Source organism: Ginsengibacter hankyongi (genome assembly GCF_008710285.1).
Classification (GTDB): Bacteria; Bacteroidota; Bacteroidia; order Chitinophagales; family Chitinophagaceae; genus Ginsengibacter; species Ginsengibacter hankyongi.
Window position 1 is genome coordinate 17,202 of record NZ_VYQF01000002.1, and the last position, 19,062, is coordinate 36,263.

Consider the following 19,062-nt stretch of genomic DNA (forward strand, 5'->3'; position numbering starts at 1 on the left):
ATTTTTGTGAGCGGGGATTTTTTCACTGATAGGGACAATGTCAACTGCCTCGGCCTATCAGCATCCAGGTCGGAAAAAACAGCGAAGAGGCATTCTTCGTTCAACGTTTAAGGTTGAAGAAACGAAAGAAAAATATGTAGAATTAAGACCTTTCACTTTTGTAACGTTTAATGAATAGAATGCAAATGTATATTTTTTTATAATTTAATCAGCAAAACGTTTTTAAGAATTTGTTATTGTTTCTGTTGCGGGCTTTTTAGCCCAATGTTGTAGTTGATCTGCAATTATTCTATCGTTGCTTAACCGGGGCACTTTATTTTGTCCTCCCAGTTTTCCAACACTTCTCATATAACTGATAAAACCATTTTTTTGTACAGGAATTATTTTTAATGGCTGAAGAATATTTCCTTTTATCAGGTCATCATAATATATATTTTTCTTCCTCAGGTTCTCATCAATATCATGAGCAAATTGCTTTAGATTATGTGGAAGATTTTCGAACTCAATATACCATTCGTGATAGCTCTTATTATCATCCTGCGAAATTTTAGGGGCAACTGTAAATTCAATAATTTTTATATTTTCATTTTCGGCAGCTTTTAATAACGCACCTTCCACTTCTTCACCAATAACATGCTCGCCAAAGGCAGAGATAAAATGTTTTATTCTACCGGTTACGACTATACGATAAGGATTTAATGAAATAAATTTTACAGTATCTCCAATATTATATGCCCATAAACCCGCATTATTGCTCACTATTAAAACATAATTCTCATTCAGCTTTACATCTGTTAAAGTGAGGCGCGTAGGATTTTTATTGAAGACTTCGCTGGCCGGCACAAATTCAAAAAAGATTCCACTATCGGTATTCAACAACATTCCTTCTTCTTTATAATTATCCTGGAATGCAAAAAAACCTTCACTCGCAGGAAACAATTCAATAGTATCAATTGGCTTTCCTATAGTTTCCAAAAGCTTCGCTTTGTAAGGTTCAAAGTTTACTCCACCCTGCACCATCACGCTAAACTCCGGAAAAATATCTTTAATTTTTTTACCGGTTTTTTCTACCAATGCATCAAAATACATTTGAACCCATGGGGGAATACCGCTTATTAACGTCATTCTTTCATTAACCGTTTCTTCAACGATTTTATTAAGCTTTTCTTCCCAGTCTTCGATGCAATTCGTTTCGAAGGAAGGCATTTGATTGGTGCGTAAATATTTTGGTATGTGATGATTAACGATGCCACTCAATCTTCCTGTTGGGATGCCGCCAACTCTTTCCAGTTCCGGCGAGCCACTAAGGAAAATCATTTTGCCATTTGAAAATTGCGAATTGCCGCTACGTGCCATGTAACAGAGAAGTGCGTTCCTGGCAGTATCAATATGGTTATCTATAGAGTCTTTGGTTATCGGAATATATTTAATACCGCTTGTAGTACCACTTGTTTTAGCAAGATAGATTGGGATGCCTTTCCATAAAATATTATGCTTGCCCTGCTTTATTTTTTCGATATATTTTTTAAAATCTTCGTATTCTCTTATGGGAACATTATTTACGAAATCTTCATGAGTTTTTATTTTCTCAAAATGATGTTCTTTGCCGAATTCCGTTTTTAATCCTGTTTTAATAAGAGATTGAAAAATATGCTCCTGGTCTGCTGCGGCAGTGAGCATTGATTTACGGACTTGTTTATATATGTATAAGGCAAAAGGTTTTGCAAAAAATGACTTTATCTTCATCTTCATTTTACAGGCTAATCTTAAGGCTGCAAATTACATATAATTGATTAAAACTATATGCTAAATCAATTACAATTACAAGCCCATTCATTATCCAGATCAATACAGGTAATAACAACTAATCCGTCGTTTTCGGGCGCAACTATTATCCTTAAATGCTGGCGTTCATCGCTGTATCCTTCCAATGCATAGGTTTCATCGCCTTTTGTACCAGGCCCACTTTTAGCTTCATTTACTCTTCCATCATGGATGATCTCTCTTATTTCGTCTTCCGTAATATGCCTGCAATCCATCCTGCATTTAGCATGTTTGGTTAAAATAAGGTGAGTGGTGTTGCGAAATGAATCTTTATTTGAAGGATTTACAACGGTATGCTCCTGCCTATAAAAAGCAAGCAATTTTATAATTAATAACGCAGCTACTATAATAATTAATACCAGTGCATTTTTCCTTTTATTCACAGCCAGTGGTTTTGCACAATATAATTTCAAAAAAAACAATATTCTTTATTTTTGTTGTCTTATGTCAACTACTAAATCTGTTGCATTACATACATTAGGCTGTAAACTAAATTATTCTGAAACCTCGGCTATTGAAAGGCTCCTGGAAAATGATGGTTTTGTAAAAAAGGATTTTACAGAAGAAGCTGATGTTTATGTAATCAATACTTGCTCTGTTACAGAAAATGCAGATAAAGAATGTCGTCTTCTTGTAAGAAGAATACAACGCAAAGCACCGCAGGCAATGGTAGTAATTACCGGTTGTTATGCACAACTGAAACCAAAAGAAATAGCGGCAATCGATGGAGTAGATCTTGTGCTGGGAGCGGCTGAAAAATTTAATATTACCAAACATCTTCAAGATCTCACGAAAGGAGACAGCGCGAAAATATGCAGTTGCGATATTGAAGAGGTAAATGGATTTCATTCATCCTTTTCAATTAGCAGCCGCACGAGAACTTTTTTGAAAGTTCAGGATGGCTGCGATTATAATTGTTCATTTTGCACTATACCCATGGCCCGTGGAAAAAGCAGGAGTAATTCAATTGAGAACGTTTTAGCTGATATAAAAAAAATTGCAAAGGAAGGTGTAAAAGAGATTGTGCTTACAGGAATAAACCTGGGCGATTTTGGTAAAAATGATGAAGGCCAAAAAAAAAGTGAAGACTTTTATAATTTGCTGCTCGCAATTGAAGAGAACGAAGGAGTAGAACGATATCGCATTTCATCTATTGAGCCCAACCTTTTAACTGATAGAATTATAGAACTTGTTGCAGCAAGTAAAAAAATAATGCCTCATTTTCATATTCCGTTGCAAAGTGGAAGTAATAAAATACTGGCGTCTATGCGAAGGCGTTATAGAAGGGAATTGTATGCAGAAAAAATTGCTCTCATAAAAAACCTGATACCGGATTGTTGTGTCGGTGTTGATGTAATTACCGGGTTTCCGGGCGAAACAGATGAAGACTTTAATGACACCGTGGCTTTCTTAAAAGATATGGATGTATCTTATTTGCATGTGTTCACTTATTCCGAAAGATCGAATACTTATGCATTAAATATTAAACCAGTGGTTCCGATAAACGTTCGAAATAACAGAACAAAAATTTTACGTAATTTATCCTATAAAAAATTGCAGGATTTTACACAAAAACATAATGGAGAAACCAGGAAAGTTCTCTTTGAAGGAGCGGACAAAAACGGTTTGATGGAAGGATATACCGATAATTATATTAAAATTTCTGTACCTTTTAAAAACGAATGGACCAATAACATCATCGACTGGAAAATACAATGAAAACATTTTTAGTAAATATAAAATTTGATTTCACTAAAGATTTCATGGATTATGTACCAGAACACCGTACCTACGTAAATATGCTTATTAATACCAACGTAATTGAAAGTTATGCGGTAAGTATGGAAACGCACCGCTCCTGGATTATTATTAATGCCGAAACAAAAGAAGAGGTGGAAAAGATTCTCGTTAAATCAACACTGTATCAATTCTGGACGTACGAGATCGATGAATTATTTGTATATGATAGCCAGAATTTCCGTTTACCTAAACTTGAGTTGAATTAGGTTTTTGCTTTTTCTTCTAATTCCGTTAACAAGGAGACCTGCGCTGCATTAATTTTTTTCTTTGCTTCATTTATTAAAAACCATTCGCCTCTGTCTACTTCAGGAAAATTTTGAAATTTTCCTGAATGTGGAGGCCATTCCATTTCAAAATTGTTCGATACAATTTGAGCAGCATCTATGTTCTTTTCAAGCGCCCACGCAAATATATCCTTACCCGATTTTTGCTTAACTGGATTCAATTTTAAAAACTTGCCGAATACAACTTTTCCCGTTTCTTCTAAAAACTCCCTGATAGCAGCTTTCAAGGGTTCTTCATTTTCCCCGAATTCGCCTTTAGGAATTGACCATGCTCCCTCATCCTTATTTTTCCAGAACGGGCCACCTGGGTGTACCAGGAAAACCTCGAGTACATTTTTGCCGGTTCTATAAAGCAATAAACCGGCGCTTTGTTTTTTTGCCATAACCGGAAGCTTTTACTTAATATCACAATAATTATACGAGAAAAAATCCGCAAAGCATAAAACAGTAAATATTATTTTAATTACTGTTAAATTATTATGTACAAAAGCAATCAATACAATACTTTCGAAATAGTTCGTTAAATTCATAAGTAATTTTAAGCTATGAAATATAAACTCCACCCTGTTATTATTATTGGTTTTGTTATGGCCTTTTTTGTCATCGGAGCTGTTGTTAGTTCGTGTAAGAAAACTAAAGACACACCAGCTCCGCAGCCACCAACAGATTCCACAACCTTAGCTTCCAAGTCTAAAGATTCGGCTTTGCTTGATGCGAGAGATTTTTATTTATGGTATAATCAAATTCCCTCAGGTTTTAATGCTCAGAGTTATAAAGATCCGGGTGAAATAATGACCGCACTCAGATCTTACAGTAATGAACCGGGGTTTGGCATAGTTGATAAATGGAGTTTTGGAGTTTTAAAAACCGACTGGAACCAGTTGAGTGGCGGAATCGGAACCGTAAGCAATTTAACTACCAGCGGCGATTTTGGCATGAGTGTATTTTTTAGAGTGGAAGGAGACCTTAGGGTAAAATTGGTGGAAAAGGCATCGCCTGCCGGATTAGCGGGAATTAAAAGAGGATGGAGAATTACCAAAATTAATGGCAACACAAACATAAAAACTTCGAATTCTGATTTTATTGTAAACGCAGTTTTTTATAGTGCCAGCTCTACTTTCACATTTGTAAAACCCGACGGTACATCGGTTGATATAACTTTAAACGCCGCTACATACCCTCAGCAAACAGTGTATCTTGATTCGGTGTACAATATTGGCGCTAAAAATATTGGATACATGGTTATGAATTCTTTCCTGGGAGATACCTCGCAAATTAACACCGATTTACAAAAAGTGATGGGCAATTTCGCAACCAGGAATGTGAGCGATATTGTAATCGATTTAAGATATAACGGTGGCGGCTACGTGTCGCTTCAGCAAAAACTCGCAGATTACCTTGCTCCTTCATCAACCAATAATCAATTGATGATGAAAGAGACTTTTAATGATAAACACCAGAATTACAATACAACATTATATTTCACCAAAACCGGGCCTTTAAACCCCAACCATGTATTCTTTATTGTTTCTCAAAGCACGGCTTCTGCCAGTGAATTATTGATTAATAATTTAAAACCTTACATGACAGTAAAACTTATTGGCCCCGGCAATACCGATGGTAAGCCTGTTGGATTTTTCCCTCTTTCAGCTGGCGACTGGTATGTATTTCCTGTTTCATTCAGATCAACCAATAGTGCTAATTCAGGAAGCTACTTCAACGGATTTACACCCGACGCAATTGTAGCTGATGGGCTTGATAAAAACTGGGGCGACACTTCAGAATCGTGCCTGGCAAAAGCCATTAAATATATAACCACTGGCAGCTTTACGGCACAGGGACTGGAGATTTATAAGCAAGATCCGGTGATAATTTCAGTTAATAAAACATTAGATCAATCTTCATTTAAGGGAATGATTGATGTGAGAGGAATGAAGCAATAATCAACAGATGATTAGACGAAGCGGCATTATGGACGAATACTTTTTATTAAACACATTTAGCGGGTATTGAGAGTATAGGGTTTTATACAAAAATGAAGAATAAAATCAATCTTTATACACTGGTAATTTCATACAAAATTCAGAGCCTTTACCTTTTTCACTTTTAAAAGTAAGAGAGCCCGCGTGCCTCTTTACTATTTCGTTTGAAATATATAACCCCAGGCCTAAACCGGGGAAGGTGTTGGATTTTACTTCTGAAGCTCTGAAAAATCTATTAAATAATTTTGAATGTTGTTCAGTTGGTATTCCAATTCCAAAATCCTCGACGCAAAATTGTAAAACGTCATTTCTAACCTGCGTCGTTACAATTATGTTGTTTGCATCAGGCGAATATTTAATTGCATTTGAGATAAGATTATTTATTACCTGGCTCAACCTGTTTCGATCGCCAAAAACTTTACAGGTTTTTGAAAGTTGCAGTTCAATTTTGTGAGTATCCGACGTGATTTGTACTTCATGAATAATTTCAACCACTAACTCATTAAAATCAAAAATCGCCTTTTCAAAAATTATCATACCCTCATTAACTTTGGACGCATCTAAAAGATCAGTAATTAAATCATTTAATTTATTTATTTGCTTTTCCATCCTGTTCACATAATCAACTGCTCTTGGGTTTTTATCTTTATCAACAGAAAGATTAAGCACATGGCTAAATGCTTTAATAATAGTTACGGGAGTTTTTAGCTCGTGGCTGGCCATACTTATAAACTCGTCTTTTTGTATCAATGCTAATTTCTGATCTTCTATGTCGATAGCGATTCCGAACCATGCGGTTATTTTTCCTTCACTATTTTTAAAAGGAAGTGCAGTGCTTACATGCCATCTCCACAAATTATCCGAAGCTCTCAAAAACCTGCATTCAATATTAAAGTCGCATCCTGTTTTTATTGAATTAGTCCACGATTTTAAAACACGGTCATAATCATCTTTATGCAATACTTTTTGCCATTGTTGTTCCAGGCTTTCCTTTATTGTCATTCCGGTATATACATACCATTTTTTATTGAAATAATCAATTTCACCGCCAGGCTTTGCTGTATAAACAATCACAGGCAAATTATCTGCTAAAAATTTAAAATGTTCCCTGCTTAATGACAGTTCCGTGGTCCTTTCCTGTACACGGTATTCCAACTCATTATTAAGTTGTTCAAGCGAAGATTGGGCCAGCAGCAATTCATCATTTTTCAGTTTTAATTGCCTTTCAGTTTCTTTCTGATGTGTAAGGTCTGTGACTATAATACTTAACGCAGTTCCGTCATCAATTTCTATAACGGTTAATGAAATCAGCGTGGGTATTTTTCTTTTTTTATTATCATTTAAATAAATTTCAGCCTTGTTTTCAATTTCCCAGCTCTTTTTAAAAAGGGAATTAAAAAATGTGCAATTGTCATGATCTACAAATTTGCCGAAAGAAGTTCCTATTACCCTGGATAGGGGTGACTTAACTATTGCAGCGAAACTTGAATTACTGTATAATATCAATCCGTCTTTATTAAGGGTAACGGCTCCTTCTTTCATTTTTTCTATAAAGACCCGGTAGGTTTGATCGGCAGACTTAAGGGTATATAATTGAGAGCCCTTTTCGCTTTGCAAAACCAAAGCATCTACCTGCCCGGTTCGTATGGCTTCTATGGCGTCATTTGCCTCGTCTAGTTGCCACCGCAACTCAGCGTTTTCTTTCTGAAGTGTTTCGAGTGGTGTTTTTGCATTCATTTTATAAATCGTAGTCTAAGCCTTTTAATACTTTGTTAGTATCGGACATATCGCCGATTAAACGTTTTAAAGGGAGCGGAGAAGATTTTATAAGCATAGGCAATGCGATTAACTGTTCATCTTTTGCTAAAAAAGGCTGCTGATAAATATCAATTATTTCCAGTTTATAATTGCCGGGGAAATATGTTTCACAAATTTTTTTCATATTGGCAACAGCTCTTACCGAATTAGGTGTAGCTCCAGTTATAAATAATTGCATTTCATAATAGGGCACATCATCTTTCATGTTATTTTTTTATGGGAACAATATTCAGGCCAACCAATACTTTTTCTTCGTTGGAGAGATCACCAATAATTTTTCGGATAGGTTCGGGAACTTTTTTAACCAATGTGGGGACCGCAAATATTTGATCGCCTTCTGCTAATTGCGGTTTTTTAAGCAGATCTATTACTTCTAGTTTGTACTTGCCTTTTAAATGCTCTTCGCAATATTTTTTAAGATTTCGTAAAGCGGTCTGCGATTTAATTGTTTTACCGGCAATATATAATTTTAGTTCCCAAACTTCTTCCATATTCATAGAATACTATTTCTTTTAATCACTTTTTAAATAATATTTTTTCGTTTTTCATTTTTAGTTGAAATGCTTCGCGTGCTGAACCCACCAGTATTCCTTCCGGGCCATTGATAACATTCAATATATCTACTCCTTTATCTGTTATAATAAACTCACGTACTTGCTTGGAGTGATTCATGCCTCTCGATTTCATTATGTAAATGCCGCGGTTTCTTTCCCCGTTTAATTCAATGTCGCGAACCATCAGCCACGCATCCACCAACGAAGAAACACCTTCGTCGGTCTGTTCATTAATAGAACTGTTTAAAGTTAAAGCAGTAAACAAAACTGTAATTTGTTCTTTTTGTAAAAAATCTATCAGCCGTATTAATATTGACTTTATTTCACTTACGGTTCCTACCGTTACGAGATTGGTTATAGGGTCAAGAATTATAGATTTAGGTTTAAACTGTCTTATCAACTTATAAATAGCTAAAAGGTGCATTTCCAAACCGAAAGTGGTAGGCCTCGAAGCATGGAATTTGAGCAGCCCCTCCTCAACGTAATGTTTTAAATCTAGGCCTATGGATTTCATATTGCGCATGATCTGCTCAGGTGATTCTTCAAATGCAAAATAAATACACCGATCGTTACGGCTGCAGCTTGCATGTGCGAAATAAGCGGCAATACTTGTTTTACCGATGCCCCCCGTACCCGAAACAAGAATGCTGCTTCCTTTAAAAAATCCTTTGCCTCCCAGCATTTCGTCTAGTTTAGTAATGCCCGTGGATACTCGTTTTGAAGAAACTTTATTATTAAGTTTAAGGGAGGTTACAGGCAAAACGGATATGCCTTCCTCGTCTATCAAAAATGGATATTCATTGGTTCCATGGAAGGATCCCCTGTATTTAATAATACGTAAACGTCTTGTTGAAATTTGATTATTCACCCGATGATCAAGAAGTATAACGCAATCAGACACATATTCTTCTAAACCTTCCCTGGTTAAATGGCCATCACCCTTCTCACCGGTTATTATCGCAGTAACGCCTTTATCTTTCAGCCATTGAAACAGTCGCCTTAGTTCTGCCCTTAAAATAGCTTTATTCGATAAGCCGGAAAAGAGATTTTCAATGGTATCAAGCACAATTCTTTTAGCACCTATACTTTTAATGGCATAATCCAGCCTTATAAACAATCCTTCGAGGTTGTATTCACCCGTTTCTTCAATTTCCGCACGTTCGATGTGTATATAATCAACCCTGAGCTTTTTTGTGTCGATAAGTTTCTTAAGATCAAACCCAAGCGAAGCCACATTGGTCGCTAACTCATCTGCTTTCTCTTCGAAAGCAACAAATACCCCGGGCTCGTTATAATTTAGAGCCCCTCTTACTATAAATTCAATAGAAAATAAAGTTTTGCCTGAGCCGGCTTCGCCACAAATTAAAGTTGGCCGGCCTTTGGGTAATCCACCTTGGGTAATCTCATCCAGTCCGCTTATGCCTGAGGGCGTTTTAGGCAATTGAGGTAAAATGACTTTTCGTAGTTGAGCCATAATCAATTTGGTTAGAATTTAAAGATAATATGTTTATAAATATCTTTTAATTAGTTTTTAATTGTTTAAATAAACACTTATCAAAGGCGTTAAATCTTTGAACATACGTAATGACTTTTAAAGGCTTTTGTTCAATTGATAAATATTCGAAATAGTTAAAAAATTAATAAATGATATTATTGCATTGTCAATTATTTTACCAAAAAAATGTTGTTAAGAAATATTTATGTCATACGAAAAGGGAAGACTTATAAATTGTGCAGCATATAGACTATGGTGACAATGGTAATCACTGCAAGCACAATCAAAATAACATCAGGATACTCCTGGATCTTTTTTATTATTGACACAATTGTATTATTAGGATCTTATATATATAATAAGATTAATAAGTAACGAATGTTTAACGCATCAAGTATAATATTATAAAAAAAAAGCAAAGTAATTCAATAATATCTTCATGGGTTCGTTATCAATAGCAAGCGAATTAATTTTCCTATTATTAATAACTAACATTCTAAATTATGAAACCAACCAAAACTATTCTGGCAATTATTATTGCAATTTCATTCACTTCATGTCAAAAAGAAAAGTCTAATGATCCTAACAACCCTGCTTCTTCGAAAGTAAAAACATACACCGAAGATGCTACGGAGGGTGGCACTCATTCTGTAATAACATTCGATGTTACTTACGATGCATCTAACAGGCCAGTAAGTCTTATTTCAGAGTCGTCTCCCGGAGATAAATTTGTATTGCAATATGGTAGTGGCAGCTTTACCCTTGATTTATATAATTCTAACGTAGTATCCGTACACGAAGTATCTTTTCTGAACAGCAATTCTCTTATAGACAGCACTTTTCAATATAATGACACCAGCGATTCCACCACGGAAAAATATATTTACAACAGTGCCAAACAGCTTATTACACTAAAGGAGTACGATTATTCCAAAGCTAACGGGACACAATTGTTCAATACTACTAATTACACTTACGATAGCAACGGAAATCCCCAATCAGAAACGGACGATTTTTCTGTAACCACATATGAGTATACCACTTTTGTAAACAATCTGGTTTTTATGCCTACTTATTTACCTGTTGCTAAAAACCTGGTTAAGACAACTACCGTCACTTCCGGCGGTAGCAGTAGTGTTTTAAACCATAGCTACACTTTTGATGGAAGTAACCGGTTAAGCACAGAAAAAATAACGGATGACAATGGCAATATTCTTATTAAATCCTATACTTATTATTAACACCAGTATAAAATAAATCTCAAACTTTTCGTTTGAGATTTATACACTTGTTTAAGAAGAACCTTTAAAAAATTTGCAGAAAAGAAATAAATTCTTCCCCGTATATGCTGATGTTAATAGTATATGCTATAACAATTTGTATGCCAGTCCAATTTAGAAAGGTACGAGGAATGGGCTTACGCCGGCTTGGAATCTGATCTTATTTGTGCGGCCTCTTTTACTGGGTTATGGAGATTTCGGTGGGCAGGTTGAAATATTTAATTATGAATCATTTTTTGGAGATGAAAAAAATTTAAGAATATTTTAAAAACGTGTTGAGAAGAGAAATATCTAACTCAGGAAATTTTATTGGCGCAATGGGCTGATCAGAATAATCATTCAATTGCAATTGCCACCAGCTAACGGTGTTCCATTTGTTGAGCTTACAACCAATGTTTTTATAATCTGCAAGCCAGGTAAAGCCAAAGCTTTTATGAAAAGCAACACTTTTATCGTTGGGCAATGTAATGCCGGCATACACGTTTCTGCAGCCCTGGTATTTTAATATTTCAAATAGAGTTTTGTATAAGGCTTTTGCAATTCCTCTTTGCTGAAAATCACTATGAACATATACAGAACTTTCAACACACCACTGGTAAGCGGATCTCTCCCTGTGTTTGGTAGCATACGCATACCCGGCAACAACTCCATTGACCTCATATACAAGCCATGGCCAGTTTTGCTGATAAGTAATTATTCTCTGCGCAAAATTTTCTGTGGCAGGTACTTCGGTTTCAAAAGTAAATGCAGTATTAATAATATACGGAGCATAAATAGCTAAAAGCGCATCTGCATCTGCCGGCTTCGCAAGGCGAATTGTCTTCATAAATAAATTTACAACGGTCAGTTGATTTATAAAAATGTCTGAGAGATTTTGAAACAGATTCTAATGCACATTTTTTTTAGAGAATAATGTATATCATTATTCCAACAGTTTAATTCCAGTTTGGGTAAATTCTATTTTTCTTTCACGGTATAATTTGCCGGTAGCCATTTTAAAGGTCTTCTTACTCATACTAAAAAATGAATAAATTTCCTCCGGTGAAGATTTATCGTTGTAAGGAAGATAGCCATCGTTTTCCTTTAATAAACGCAGTACTTTGGCGCTTTCATCTTCTACCCTATTATAGCCAGGCCTGCCTGCAGCAACGTCTATCATGTATTCGCCAGATTCATTTACCGAGTATATCTTTTTTATAAATCCTGCAAAGCGGTCACCAATTTTAATCGGGCGATAGACTTCATTAAAATGTAATAAGCCTGTGTGTTTATTGTTAATGATTACTACATAACCAAGATCACTTTTTCGATATACCAACAAATCAACAAGCTCCAGTTCTTTTACAGAAAGCTCCTTATTGGATAGAAAAGGTTCGAGCTTCTCGGTAGCATACAATCTTCCCGTCTGCTCATCCATCATTATTTTCACAAGATATTCTCCATTTGGGCGCATAAAACTTACCTGCCTGCTACGTGGTATAAATAAATCTTTCATAAGCCCCCAGTCAAGAAAAGCGCCCTGTTCATTTGTACTTACCACTTTTAATTTTACGATATCGCCCAACACTCCGAATGGCTTTTGCGTTGTAGCAATAATTCTGTCTTCACCATCGTGGTATAAAAAAACTTTTAGTTCATCCCCTATTTTTGTTCCCTGCGGAACAAACCTTTTTGGCAACAAAATACCAATATCACCATCATCAAGAAATACGCCTATTGGCTTTTCCTTAATTACTTTCAGCACATTATATTCACCAGGTTTTACCATAAGGAAACTACAATATTAATAATCAAAGGTAACATAAACTCAAACTGAATAAGTTAAATAAACAGGGGCATTAAATGAGAATATTTTGCGACTTAAAAGCATTTAGTCGTAGCCGTTAGTTCCGCAAAATAATATTGTGGCTGTTTGGGGTGACTATTTATTCCACGCATTTAATAACCTCCTAACAATAATTATTTCACCCGTATGATAACTATTATGATCTGCTAATACCAATGCTTCTTTCAGCAGGCTTTGACCGGTGCCATATTCGAAAGGTTCGTATAAATTATTCCCCGCATTTTTTATAAGTTCTATAAACGATTTACGGTCAGCATGTATTTGCCCGATACACTTGTTCCACGCGTCTTTCGATTTTGGGGCAGCATCCTTGGGCCAATAACCATCAGGCCATTGTGGAGATACGTGTTTTGCATTGCGTGAAAATTCAAGAATATCCCATTGTGCAATACGAATATGCTCAACAATCTGCCAAATGCTATAAGGAAGATGCTCAGGTTTTTCGCCTAATAAAGCAAACGGTATATTTTTCACGGCGTCGTCCAGGGAAACATGGGCATTTCCTTTCTTAATTAGATCCACAATATTTTCAATTAATGTAGAAAATTGCGGATCAGTGGATTTTTGCGTATTCATAATTAGTTGACTTTAGTATTATTGCAAGTTGTAAACAAAATAGTTTTTTTCTAACAAAATAATTTGGCCTAAAATTAGTTTTAATATTGAAGAAAGTATTTAACACAAATTTTTATTAAGGGTTGTTTGCTTAATGGTTTGTTTGACGTCTAATTGATATGAGTTAATGAATAAGTAAAATGAAATGACATGAAAACAAATTCTACACAACAGGAAATTTTATTATTAACCGGGACAACATTTTCCAAAAGAGAATGGAGTGAAAAAATAACCGGCAGTAAAAATAACCTTACTGAAAAAGAGCAGCTTGAAGATGCCTGCTGGAACGGCTTGTTACCTGAATTATTACCAGAAATATATATTCACGCTGAAGGAGATAAAAAAGTATTTCTTTGGCAGATAAAACAAGGTAAGTCTTTTTTAGACGTTGAGCTGGGCGATATCCTTGAAGAAACCGAAAAAGAATTCTCCATAGATCCATACGCATTCCTGCGCTTTCAATCCCTCTCATAATATAAGACCTCACAGCTTTTAAGAACCTGTGAGGTTTTGCTTAAGAAAAAAGTCTATTCTTTTGTTGATGCTTTAAAAAATCCAACTTCAGCAAGCTGAACTTTTCCTTTCGATTCTAAAACAGTAAGTCTTATTTTTTGCGAAGCAATTTCCTTAAAACGAAATAAGCGTTTATACCCCACCGTTGTAAACTCTTCCATTTTTTTCCACGAGCTTCCATCCCAATATTCCAATAAACCTTTTATAATTCGCTGCCCGTTAGCAATATTTTCCTGCAACATTGCCCTATCTGTTTTTATTACTTTTTTAAAATCAATGACGTAAGGATGATTTGCAGTTAATGAAATAAACGTGTTTAATTTTTTGTCGGTAAGGGAAGAGGGCACTTTATTTTTTGCAAAATTTATTTTAAAGGTTTCATTAACAATTTCTCTAAAAGTCTTTATGTTTTCTACATCCTGTTGGGATAACAGTCCTTCACGATTAGGCGGTATATTCAATAAAAGCAAACTATTATGCCCAGCAGACTGGTAATATAAATTTACTAGTTGCTGCGGCGTTTTCACTTTATCATTTTCAGCCGCGTGATAAAACCATCCCGGCCTTATAGATACATCAGTTTCCGCCGGTATCCAGCATTTACCGTTAGCATCACCGGTGTTTAAATAAGCAGGGTTCGCTTTTCCCGGCGCCATTCCTACGGTATCAATTGTTGACCAGCAGGTTTGCCCTGCATTGCCACTTTCATTTCCCACCCATCTTACATCTGGACCAGCGTCAGAAAAAATAACTGCTTTAGGTTGCAATTCTCTTACAATATTCCAGTATCCTTTAAAATCATATTGCATGTCTTTTGCATTTTCGCCTTTAGCTCCATCGAACCACACTTCCGATATTTCTCCATAGTTGGTTAGCAATTCTTTCAACTGATTTTTATAGTAAGTATTGTAAGCCGGAGTTCCATAAGAAGGTTCATGCCTGTCCCACGGTGACAGATAGACGCCAAATTTTAATCCATACTCCCGGCATGCATCAGCAACTTCTTTTACCACATCGCCTTTACCATTTTTCCACGGACTGTTTTTAACTGAATGCGTTGTATAAGCAGAAGGCCAGAGGCAAAAGCCATCATGATGTTTGGCTGTAAGAATTGCCATTTTAAACCCTGCATCTTTTAATGCTTTTATCCACTGCCTTGCATCAAATTTTGTTGGGTTAAAAACTGCTTCACTTTCCGTTCCCTCGCCCCATTCTCTGTCAGTGAATGTATTAACAGTAAAGTGAAGGAAAGCATTTGTTTCCATCTGCTGCCATTGCAATTGGCGGCCTGAAGGCGTTGGTAATGTTTGAGAAAAAACTATTCCCGAACAAAAACATCCGGCAACTAAACATAGAAGTATTTTTTTCATAAGAGTAAATATAATATTATAAACTCTTTGGCCAACTAAATTCACAGAGAAAAATATTTCTTAAAAAGATTCAGCCGCCCAAAGCAGAATTCAACTGCATTAACCCGTTACATGGTAATTGTCATTATTTTTTATTTAAAAAAAATACCTTTACTAAAATTTATTTTATGTCAGTTAACTGGAACGGAGTCTTCCCGGCTCTTACAACAAAATTTACCAATGATGATCAGCTGGATCTCCCGATGTTTAAAAAAAATCTTGATGTGCAATTACAGGCCGGTGTGCATGGCATTATCCTCGGCGGAACGCTGGGCGAAGCAAGCGTATTAACAACAGAAGAAAAATCTAAATTGGTAGAGTTTGCGGTAGAAAATGTTGAGGATAGAATTCCGGTAATATTAAATATTGCAGAAGGTGCAACACGTGAAGCACTGAAGCAAGCAGAACTTGCTGAAAAATGGGGCTGCAAAGGATTGATGTTGCTGCCACCTATGCGTTATAAAAGCGATCACCGGGAAACAGTCACCTATTTTAAAACGATAGCAAAGTCAACTGAGTTGCCAATTATGATCTATAACAATCCCGTTGATTACAAAATAGAAGTAACGCTGGATATGTTTAGCGAATTAGCGGATTGCAAAAATATACAGGCCGTAAAAGAATCAACCCGCGATGTAACCAATGTAACGAGACTGCTTACACGCTTTGGCGGCCGCTATAAAATTTTATGTGGTGTGGATACGTTGGCTATGGAAGAAATGCTGATGGGCGCTCACGGTTGGGTTGCAGGCCTGGTTTGTGCTTTTCCGGCAGAAACGATGGCGGTTTATAATCTGGTAAAAGCAGGCAGAATAAAAGAGGCTACTTATATATATCGTTGGTTTATGCCTTTACTTGAACTGGATATTCATTCTAAATTGGTACAGTACATTAAACTTGCTGAAACCCTTGAAGGAATTGGAACGGAAAAGGTGCGTGAACCACGACTCACGTTAGCAGGCGAAGAAAGAGAAAGGATTCTAAAAATTATCAATGATGGTATCGCTTCAAGGCCCAGTCTTAAAAGTTATTTTCAGCAGGAAAAAGTATTTTCTTCTTCAGCAAAAAGCATGTCTTTATAAAATTTTAAAAAAATGTTAGTCACAAAAACTCCCGGCACAGCTCTAACTTCTATAAACGAAACAATGCTGAATGCCTTCGATGCATTTAATGAATATAAAAAAGTATTACCTGAACAAAAAGCTATTTTTCTTGAAACAATCGCCAACGAAATTGAAGCCTTAGGTGATACTTTAATTAACAAAGCAAGCGAAGAAACAAATTTGCCTGCGGCAAGGTTAACCGGTGAAAGAGCAAGAACCACGATGCAATTAAGAATGTTTGCAGCGATGGTAAGAGAAGGAAGCTGGGTAGAGGCTTCAATAGATACGTCTATACCTGACCGTTATCCTGTACCAAAATCTGACATCAGAAAAATGCTTATCCCTTTGGGACCAGTTATTGTTTTTGGCGCAAGCAATTTTCCATTCGCATATTCTACAGCGGGCGGTGATACTGCCTCTGCCTTGGCTGCTGGTTGCAGCGTGGTTGTAAAAGCACATCCTGCACATGCTGAAACTTCAATAATGGTATATGAAGCAATAAAAACATCTATCAAAAAATGCGGAATGCCTTCCAATGTTTTTCAGCATGTAAATGATGAAGGCTTTGAAACCGGTAAAGCATTAGTACAACATCCTGCAACTGCGGCGGTTGGATTTACGGGTTCATTTAGCGGCGGAAAAGCATTGTACGATTATGCCTTTGAAAGAAAAAATCCTATTCCAGTTTTTTCTGAAATGGGAAGCATTAATCCTGTGATTTTCTTCCCTGATACTTTAGAAAAGAATTCAGAAGAATTGGTAAAAATGTACGCCGGCTCTGTAACGTTGGGCATGGGGCAATTTTGTACCAATCCTGGTTTAATGATAGCAATTGAAAGCGACGCTTTAAATATTTTCTTAGAAAATTTAAGTGAAGAAGTTTCAAAGTTTATTCCATCCAAAATGCTGCATGAAGGTATTCAACAAGCCTACATTGAAAAGATGGAGAAAGCACTTTCACAAAAAGGTGTCACGTTAATAAAAAAATCTACTTATCAATCTAACGGAATAAAAACTCTACCAGCAATTGCTTCTGTTAGCGGCGAAACGTTTTTAAAAAATCCAACTTTACATGAAGAAGTTTTTGGGCCTTATTCCTTAATGGTAAAATGTAAAGATGTTAATGAATTAAAAGAAGTATGGCAATCTGTTGCGGGCCAGCTTACAACTTCTTTAATGGGAACTGACAAAGATTTTAATGATCATAAAGAGTTAATAGAAATCGCTCCTGCTATTGCAGGCAGAATAAATTTTAATAATCCTCCAACCGGCGTGGAAGTTTGTCCAAGTATGGTTCATGGGGGGCCGTTTCCTGCAACTACGGATAGCCGTTATACTGCAGTTGGCATAAATGGAGTGAAGCGCTGGGTCAGACCAATTTGTTTTCAAAATTGTCCTGAATATTTATTACCCGAAGAATTAAAAAATAAAAATCCAAGAAAAATAATGAGGCTTATTAATAACCAACATAGTAACGGAGATGTTGAATAAAATCAACGTTATTAAAGTCTGATAAAAAATACATGAAATATATTTTCGAATGCATTGATGCACATACATGCGGTAATCCTGTAAGACTGGTTGCCAAAGGTGGCCCCGTTTTACAAGGAAATAACATGAGTGAAAAACGCCAACACTTTCTAAAAGAATTTGATTGGATAAGGAAGGGATTGATGTTTGAACCACGTGGTCATGATATGATGAGCGGAAGTATTTTATATCCTCCACATGATATTGAAAACGATGTTGCAGTTTTATTTATCGAAACAAGTGGTTGCCTGCCCATGTGCGGACATGGAACTATTGGCACGATAACCATTGCCATTGAGGAAGGATTGATTATTCCAAAAACTCTCGGTATCGTCCGCGTGGAAACTCCTGCAGGATTGATTATGATTGAATATAAAATAAATGGCGATAAAGTATCATCAGTAAAACTTACCAATGTTGCATCCTTTCTTGCAGCAGAAAATATTATTGTTGAATGTCCTGACCTCGGCAATCTCCATGTAGATGTTTCATATGGAGGAAATTTTTATGCAATCGTTGACGCGCAGGAAAATTTCAAAGGGCTTGAAAATTATTCTGCTGATCAGTTAATAAGTTGGGCAAGAGTAATGAGAGAAAGAATAAATGAAGAACATCAATTTGTTCATCCTGAAAATGATACTATTAATGGTTGTTCTCACATTTTATGGACAGGAAAAACATTGGATAAAAATTCTTCAGCAAGAAACGCAGTGTTTTATGGTGATAAAGCTATTGACCGCTCCCCCTGTGGCACCGGCACTTCAGCAAGAATGGCCCAATGGTTTGCAAAAGGGAAATTAAAGCAAGGCGATATTTTTATTCATGAAAGTATTATTGGCTCTAAGTTTACAGGAACTATTGAAAAGGTTACTGAAGTTGGCGGTAAACCTGCAATTATTCCCGGTATTGAAGGATGGGCAAAAATTTACGGACATAATGTTATTACTATTGATGAAGAAGATGATCCTTATGCTTATGGCTTCCAGGTGATATAAAATTCAGATACTGG

At 36.1% G+C, this 19,062-nt stretch carries 19 protein-coding genes; 8 read left to right on the forward strand and 11 right to left on the reverse strand.

From position 1 onward, the window contains the following. Nucleotides 1–222: 222 nt before the first annotated feature. Complete coding sequence (locus tag FW778_RS09570) at nt 223–1,752, reverse strand: GH3 auxin-responsive promoter family protein (RefSeq protein ID WP_449404186.1); 1,530 nt, start codon at nt 1,750–1,752, stop codon at nt 223–225. Between the two features lie 59 nt (nt 1,753–1,811). Beyond that, complete coding sequence (locus FW778_RS09575; protein WP_150414452.1) at nt 1,812–2,207, reverse strand: DUF4258 domain-containing protein; 396 nt, start codon at nt 2,205–2,207, stop codon at nt 1,812–1,814. A gap of 61 nt (nt 2,208–2,268) precedes the next feature. Between FW778_RS09575 and mtaB the strand changes: the two genes are divergently transcribed. Together mtaB and FW778_RS09585 are read left to right on the forward strand one after the other, a co-directional pair. Further along, nucleotides 2,269–3,543, forward strand: a complete 1,275-nt coding sequence (mtaB, locus tag FW778_RS09580) for a tRNA (N(6)-L-threonylcarbamoyladenosine(37)-C(2))-methylthiotransferase MtaB (RefSeq protein ID WP_150414453.1) — start codon at nt 2,269–2,271, stop codon at nt 3,541–3,543. Beyond that, nucleotides 3,540–3,830 carry a hypothetical protein gene (locus FW778_RS09585; protein ID WP_150414454.1) on the forward strand — a complete coding sequence of 97 codons (291 nt, stop codon included), beginning with the start codon at nt 3,540–3,542 and terminating at the stop codon, nt 3,828–3,830. The genes mtaB and FW778_RS09585 overlap by 4 nt, the downstream gene beginning before the upstream one ends. Here the strand turns inward: FW778_RS09585 and FW778_RS09590 are convergent. Beyond that, nucleotides 3,827–4,291, reverse strand: coding sequence for an NUDIX domain-containing protein (locus tag FW778_RS09590; RefSeq protein WP_150414455.1), 465 nt, complete (start codon nt 4,289–4,291; stop codon nt 3,827–3,829). The genes FW778_RS09585 and FW778_RS09590 overlap by 4 nt on opposite strands. Nucleotides 4,292–4,453: 162 nt before the next feature. On the opposite strand from FW778_RS09590, the gene FW778_RS09595 reads away from it, so the two are divergent. After that, nucleotides 4,454–5,851, forward strand: coding sequence for a S41 family peptidase (locus FW778_RS09595; RefSeq protein WP_150414457.1), 1,398 nt, complete (start codon nt 4,454–4,456; stop codon nt 5,849–5,851). Nucleotides 5,852–5,956: 105 nt separating this feature from the next. Here the strand turns inward: FW778_RS09595 and FW778_RS09600 are convergent, their stop codons facing one another. The 4 genes from FW778_RS09600 to kaiC are packed head-to-tail and all read right to left on the reverse strand — an operon-like array spanning nt 5,957 to nt 9,736. Continuing rightward, nucleotides 5,957–7,627, reverse strand: a complete 1,671-nt coding sequence (locus tag FW778_RS09600; RefSeq protein WP_150414459.1) for an ATP-binding protein — start codon at nt 7,625–7,627, stop codon at nt 5,957–5,959. A 1-nt stretch (nt 7,628) separates the two neighbouring features. Continuing rightward, nucleotides 7,629–7,913, reverse strand: coding sequence for a circadian clock KaiB family protein (locus tag FW778_RS09605; protein WP_150414461.1), 285 nt, complete (start codon nt 7,911–7,913; stop codon nt 7,629–7,631). Nucleotide 7,914: 1 nt separating this feature from the next. Further along, on the reverse strand, nt 7,915–8,205 hold the full coding sequence (locus FW778_RS09610; RefSeq protein WP_150414463.1) for a circadian clock KaiB family protein: 291 nt from the start codon (nt 8,203–8,205) through the stop codon (nt 7,915–7,917). Between the two features lie 19 nt (nt 8,206–8,224). Further along, entirely contained in the window at nt 8,225–9,736 is a 1,512-nt protein-coding gene (kaiC, locus tag FW778_RS09615; protein WP_150414464.1) for a circadian clock protein KaiC, read from the reverse strand. Between the two features lie 524 nt (nt 9,737–10,260). On the opposite strand from kaiC, the gene FW778_RS09620 reads away from it, so the two are divergent. Then, a complete protein-coding gene (locus tag FW778_RS09620) occupies nt 10,261–10,998 on the forward strand; it encodes a hypothetical protein (protein ID WP_150414466.1) in 738 nt (245 codons plus the stop codon). A gap of 292 nt (nt 10,999–11,290) precedes the next feature. Here the strand turns inward: FW778_RS09620 and FW778_RS09625 are convergent, their stop codons facing one another. The 3 genes from FW778_RS09625 to FW778_RS09635 all read right to left on the reverse strand — a co-directional run bounded on the left by FW778_RS09625 (nt 11,291) and on the right by FW778_RS09635 (nt 13,459). Further along, nucleotides 11,291–11,863, reverse strand: a complete 573-nt coding sequence (locus FW778_RS09625) for a GNAT family N-acetyltransferase (protein ID WP_150414468.1) — start codon at nt 11,861–11,863, stop codon at nt 11,291–11,293. A gap of 96 nt (nt 11,864–11,959) precedes the next feature. After that, nucleotides 11,960–12,805, reverse strand: coding sequence for a CvfB family protein (locus tag FW778_RS09630; RefSeq protein WP_150414470.1), 846 nt, complete (start codon nt 12,803–12,805; stop codon nt 11,960–11,962). A gap of 153 nt (nt 12,806–12,958) precedes the next feature. Next, nucleotides 12,959–13,459, reverse strand: coding sequence for a DinB family protein (locus FW778_RS09635; RefSeq protein ID WP_150414472.1), 501 nt, complete (start codon nt 13,457–13,459; stop codon nt 12,959–12,961). A gap of 189 nt (nt 13,460–13,648) precedes the next feature. On the opposite strand from FW778_RS09635, the gene FW778_RS09640 reads away from it, so the two are divergent. After that, nucleotides 13,649–13,972: a hypothetical protein gene (locus tag FW778_RS09640; RefSeq protein WP_150414474.1), complete on the forward strand. Its 324-nt coding sequence runs from the start codon at nt 13,649–13,651 to the stop codon at nt 13,970–13,972. A gap of 53 nt (nt 13,973–14,025) precedes the next feature. Here the strand turns inward: FW778_RS09640 and FW778_RS09645 are convergent, their stop codons facing one another. Further along, complete coding sequence (locus FW778_RS09645) at nt 14,026–15,381, reverse strand: alpha-L-fucosidase (RefSeq protein ID WP_150414476.1); 1,356 nt, start codon at nt 15,379–15,381, stop codon at nt 14,026–14,028. Between the two features lie 167 nt (nt 15,382–15,548). Here FW778_RS09645 and FW778_RS09650 point away from each other — a divergent pair, with 167 nt between their 5' ends. The 3 genes from FW778_RS09650 to FW778_RS09660 are packed head-to-tail and all read left to right on the forward strand — an operon-like array spanning nt 15,549 to nt 19,048. After that, nucleotides 15,549–16,502: a dihydrodipicolinate synthase family protein gene (locus FW778_RS09650; protein ID WP_150414477.1), complete on the forward strand. Its 954-nt coding sequence runs from the start codon at nt 15,549–15,551 to the stop codon at nt 16,500–16,502. Between the two features lie 12 nt (nt 16,503–16,514). Continuing rightward, complete coding sequence (locus FW778_RS09655) at nt 16,515–18,014, forward strand: aldehyde dehydrogenase (NADP(+)) (RefSeq protein WP_150414479.1); 1,500 nt, start codon at nt 16,515–16,517, stop codon at nt 18,012–18,014. Nucleotides 18,015–18,046: 32 nt separating this feature from the next. After that, a complete protein-coding gene (locus tag FW778_RS09660) occupies nt 18,047–19,048 on the forward strand; it encodes a 4-hydroxyproline epimerase (RefSeq protein ID WP_150414481.1) in 1,002 nt (333 codons plus the stop codon). Nucleotides 19,049–19,062 lie beyond the last annotated feature (14 nt).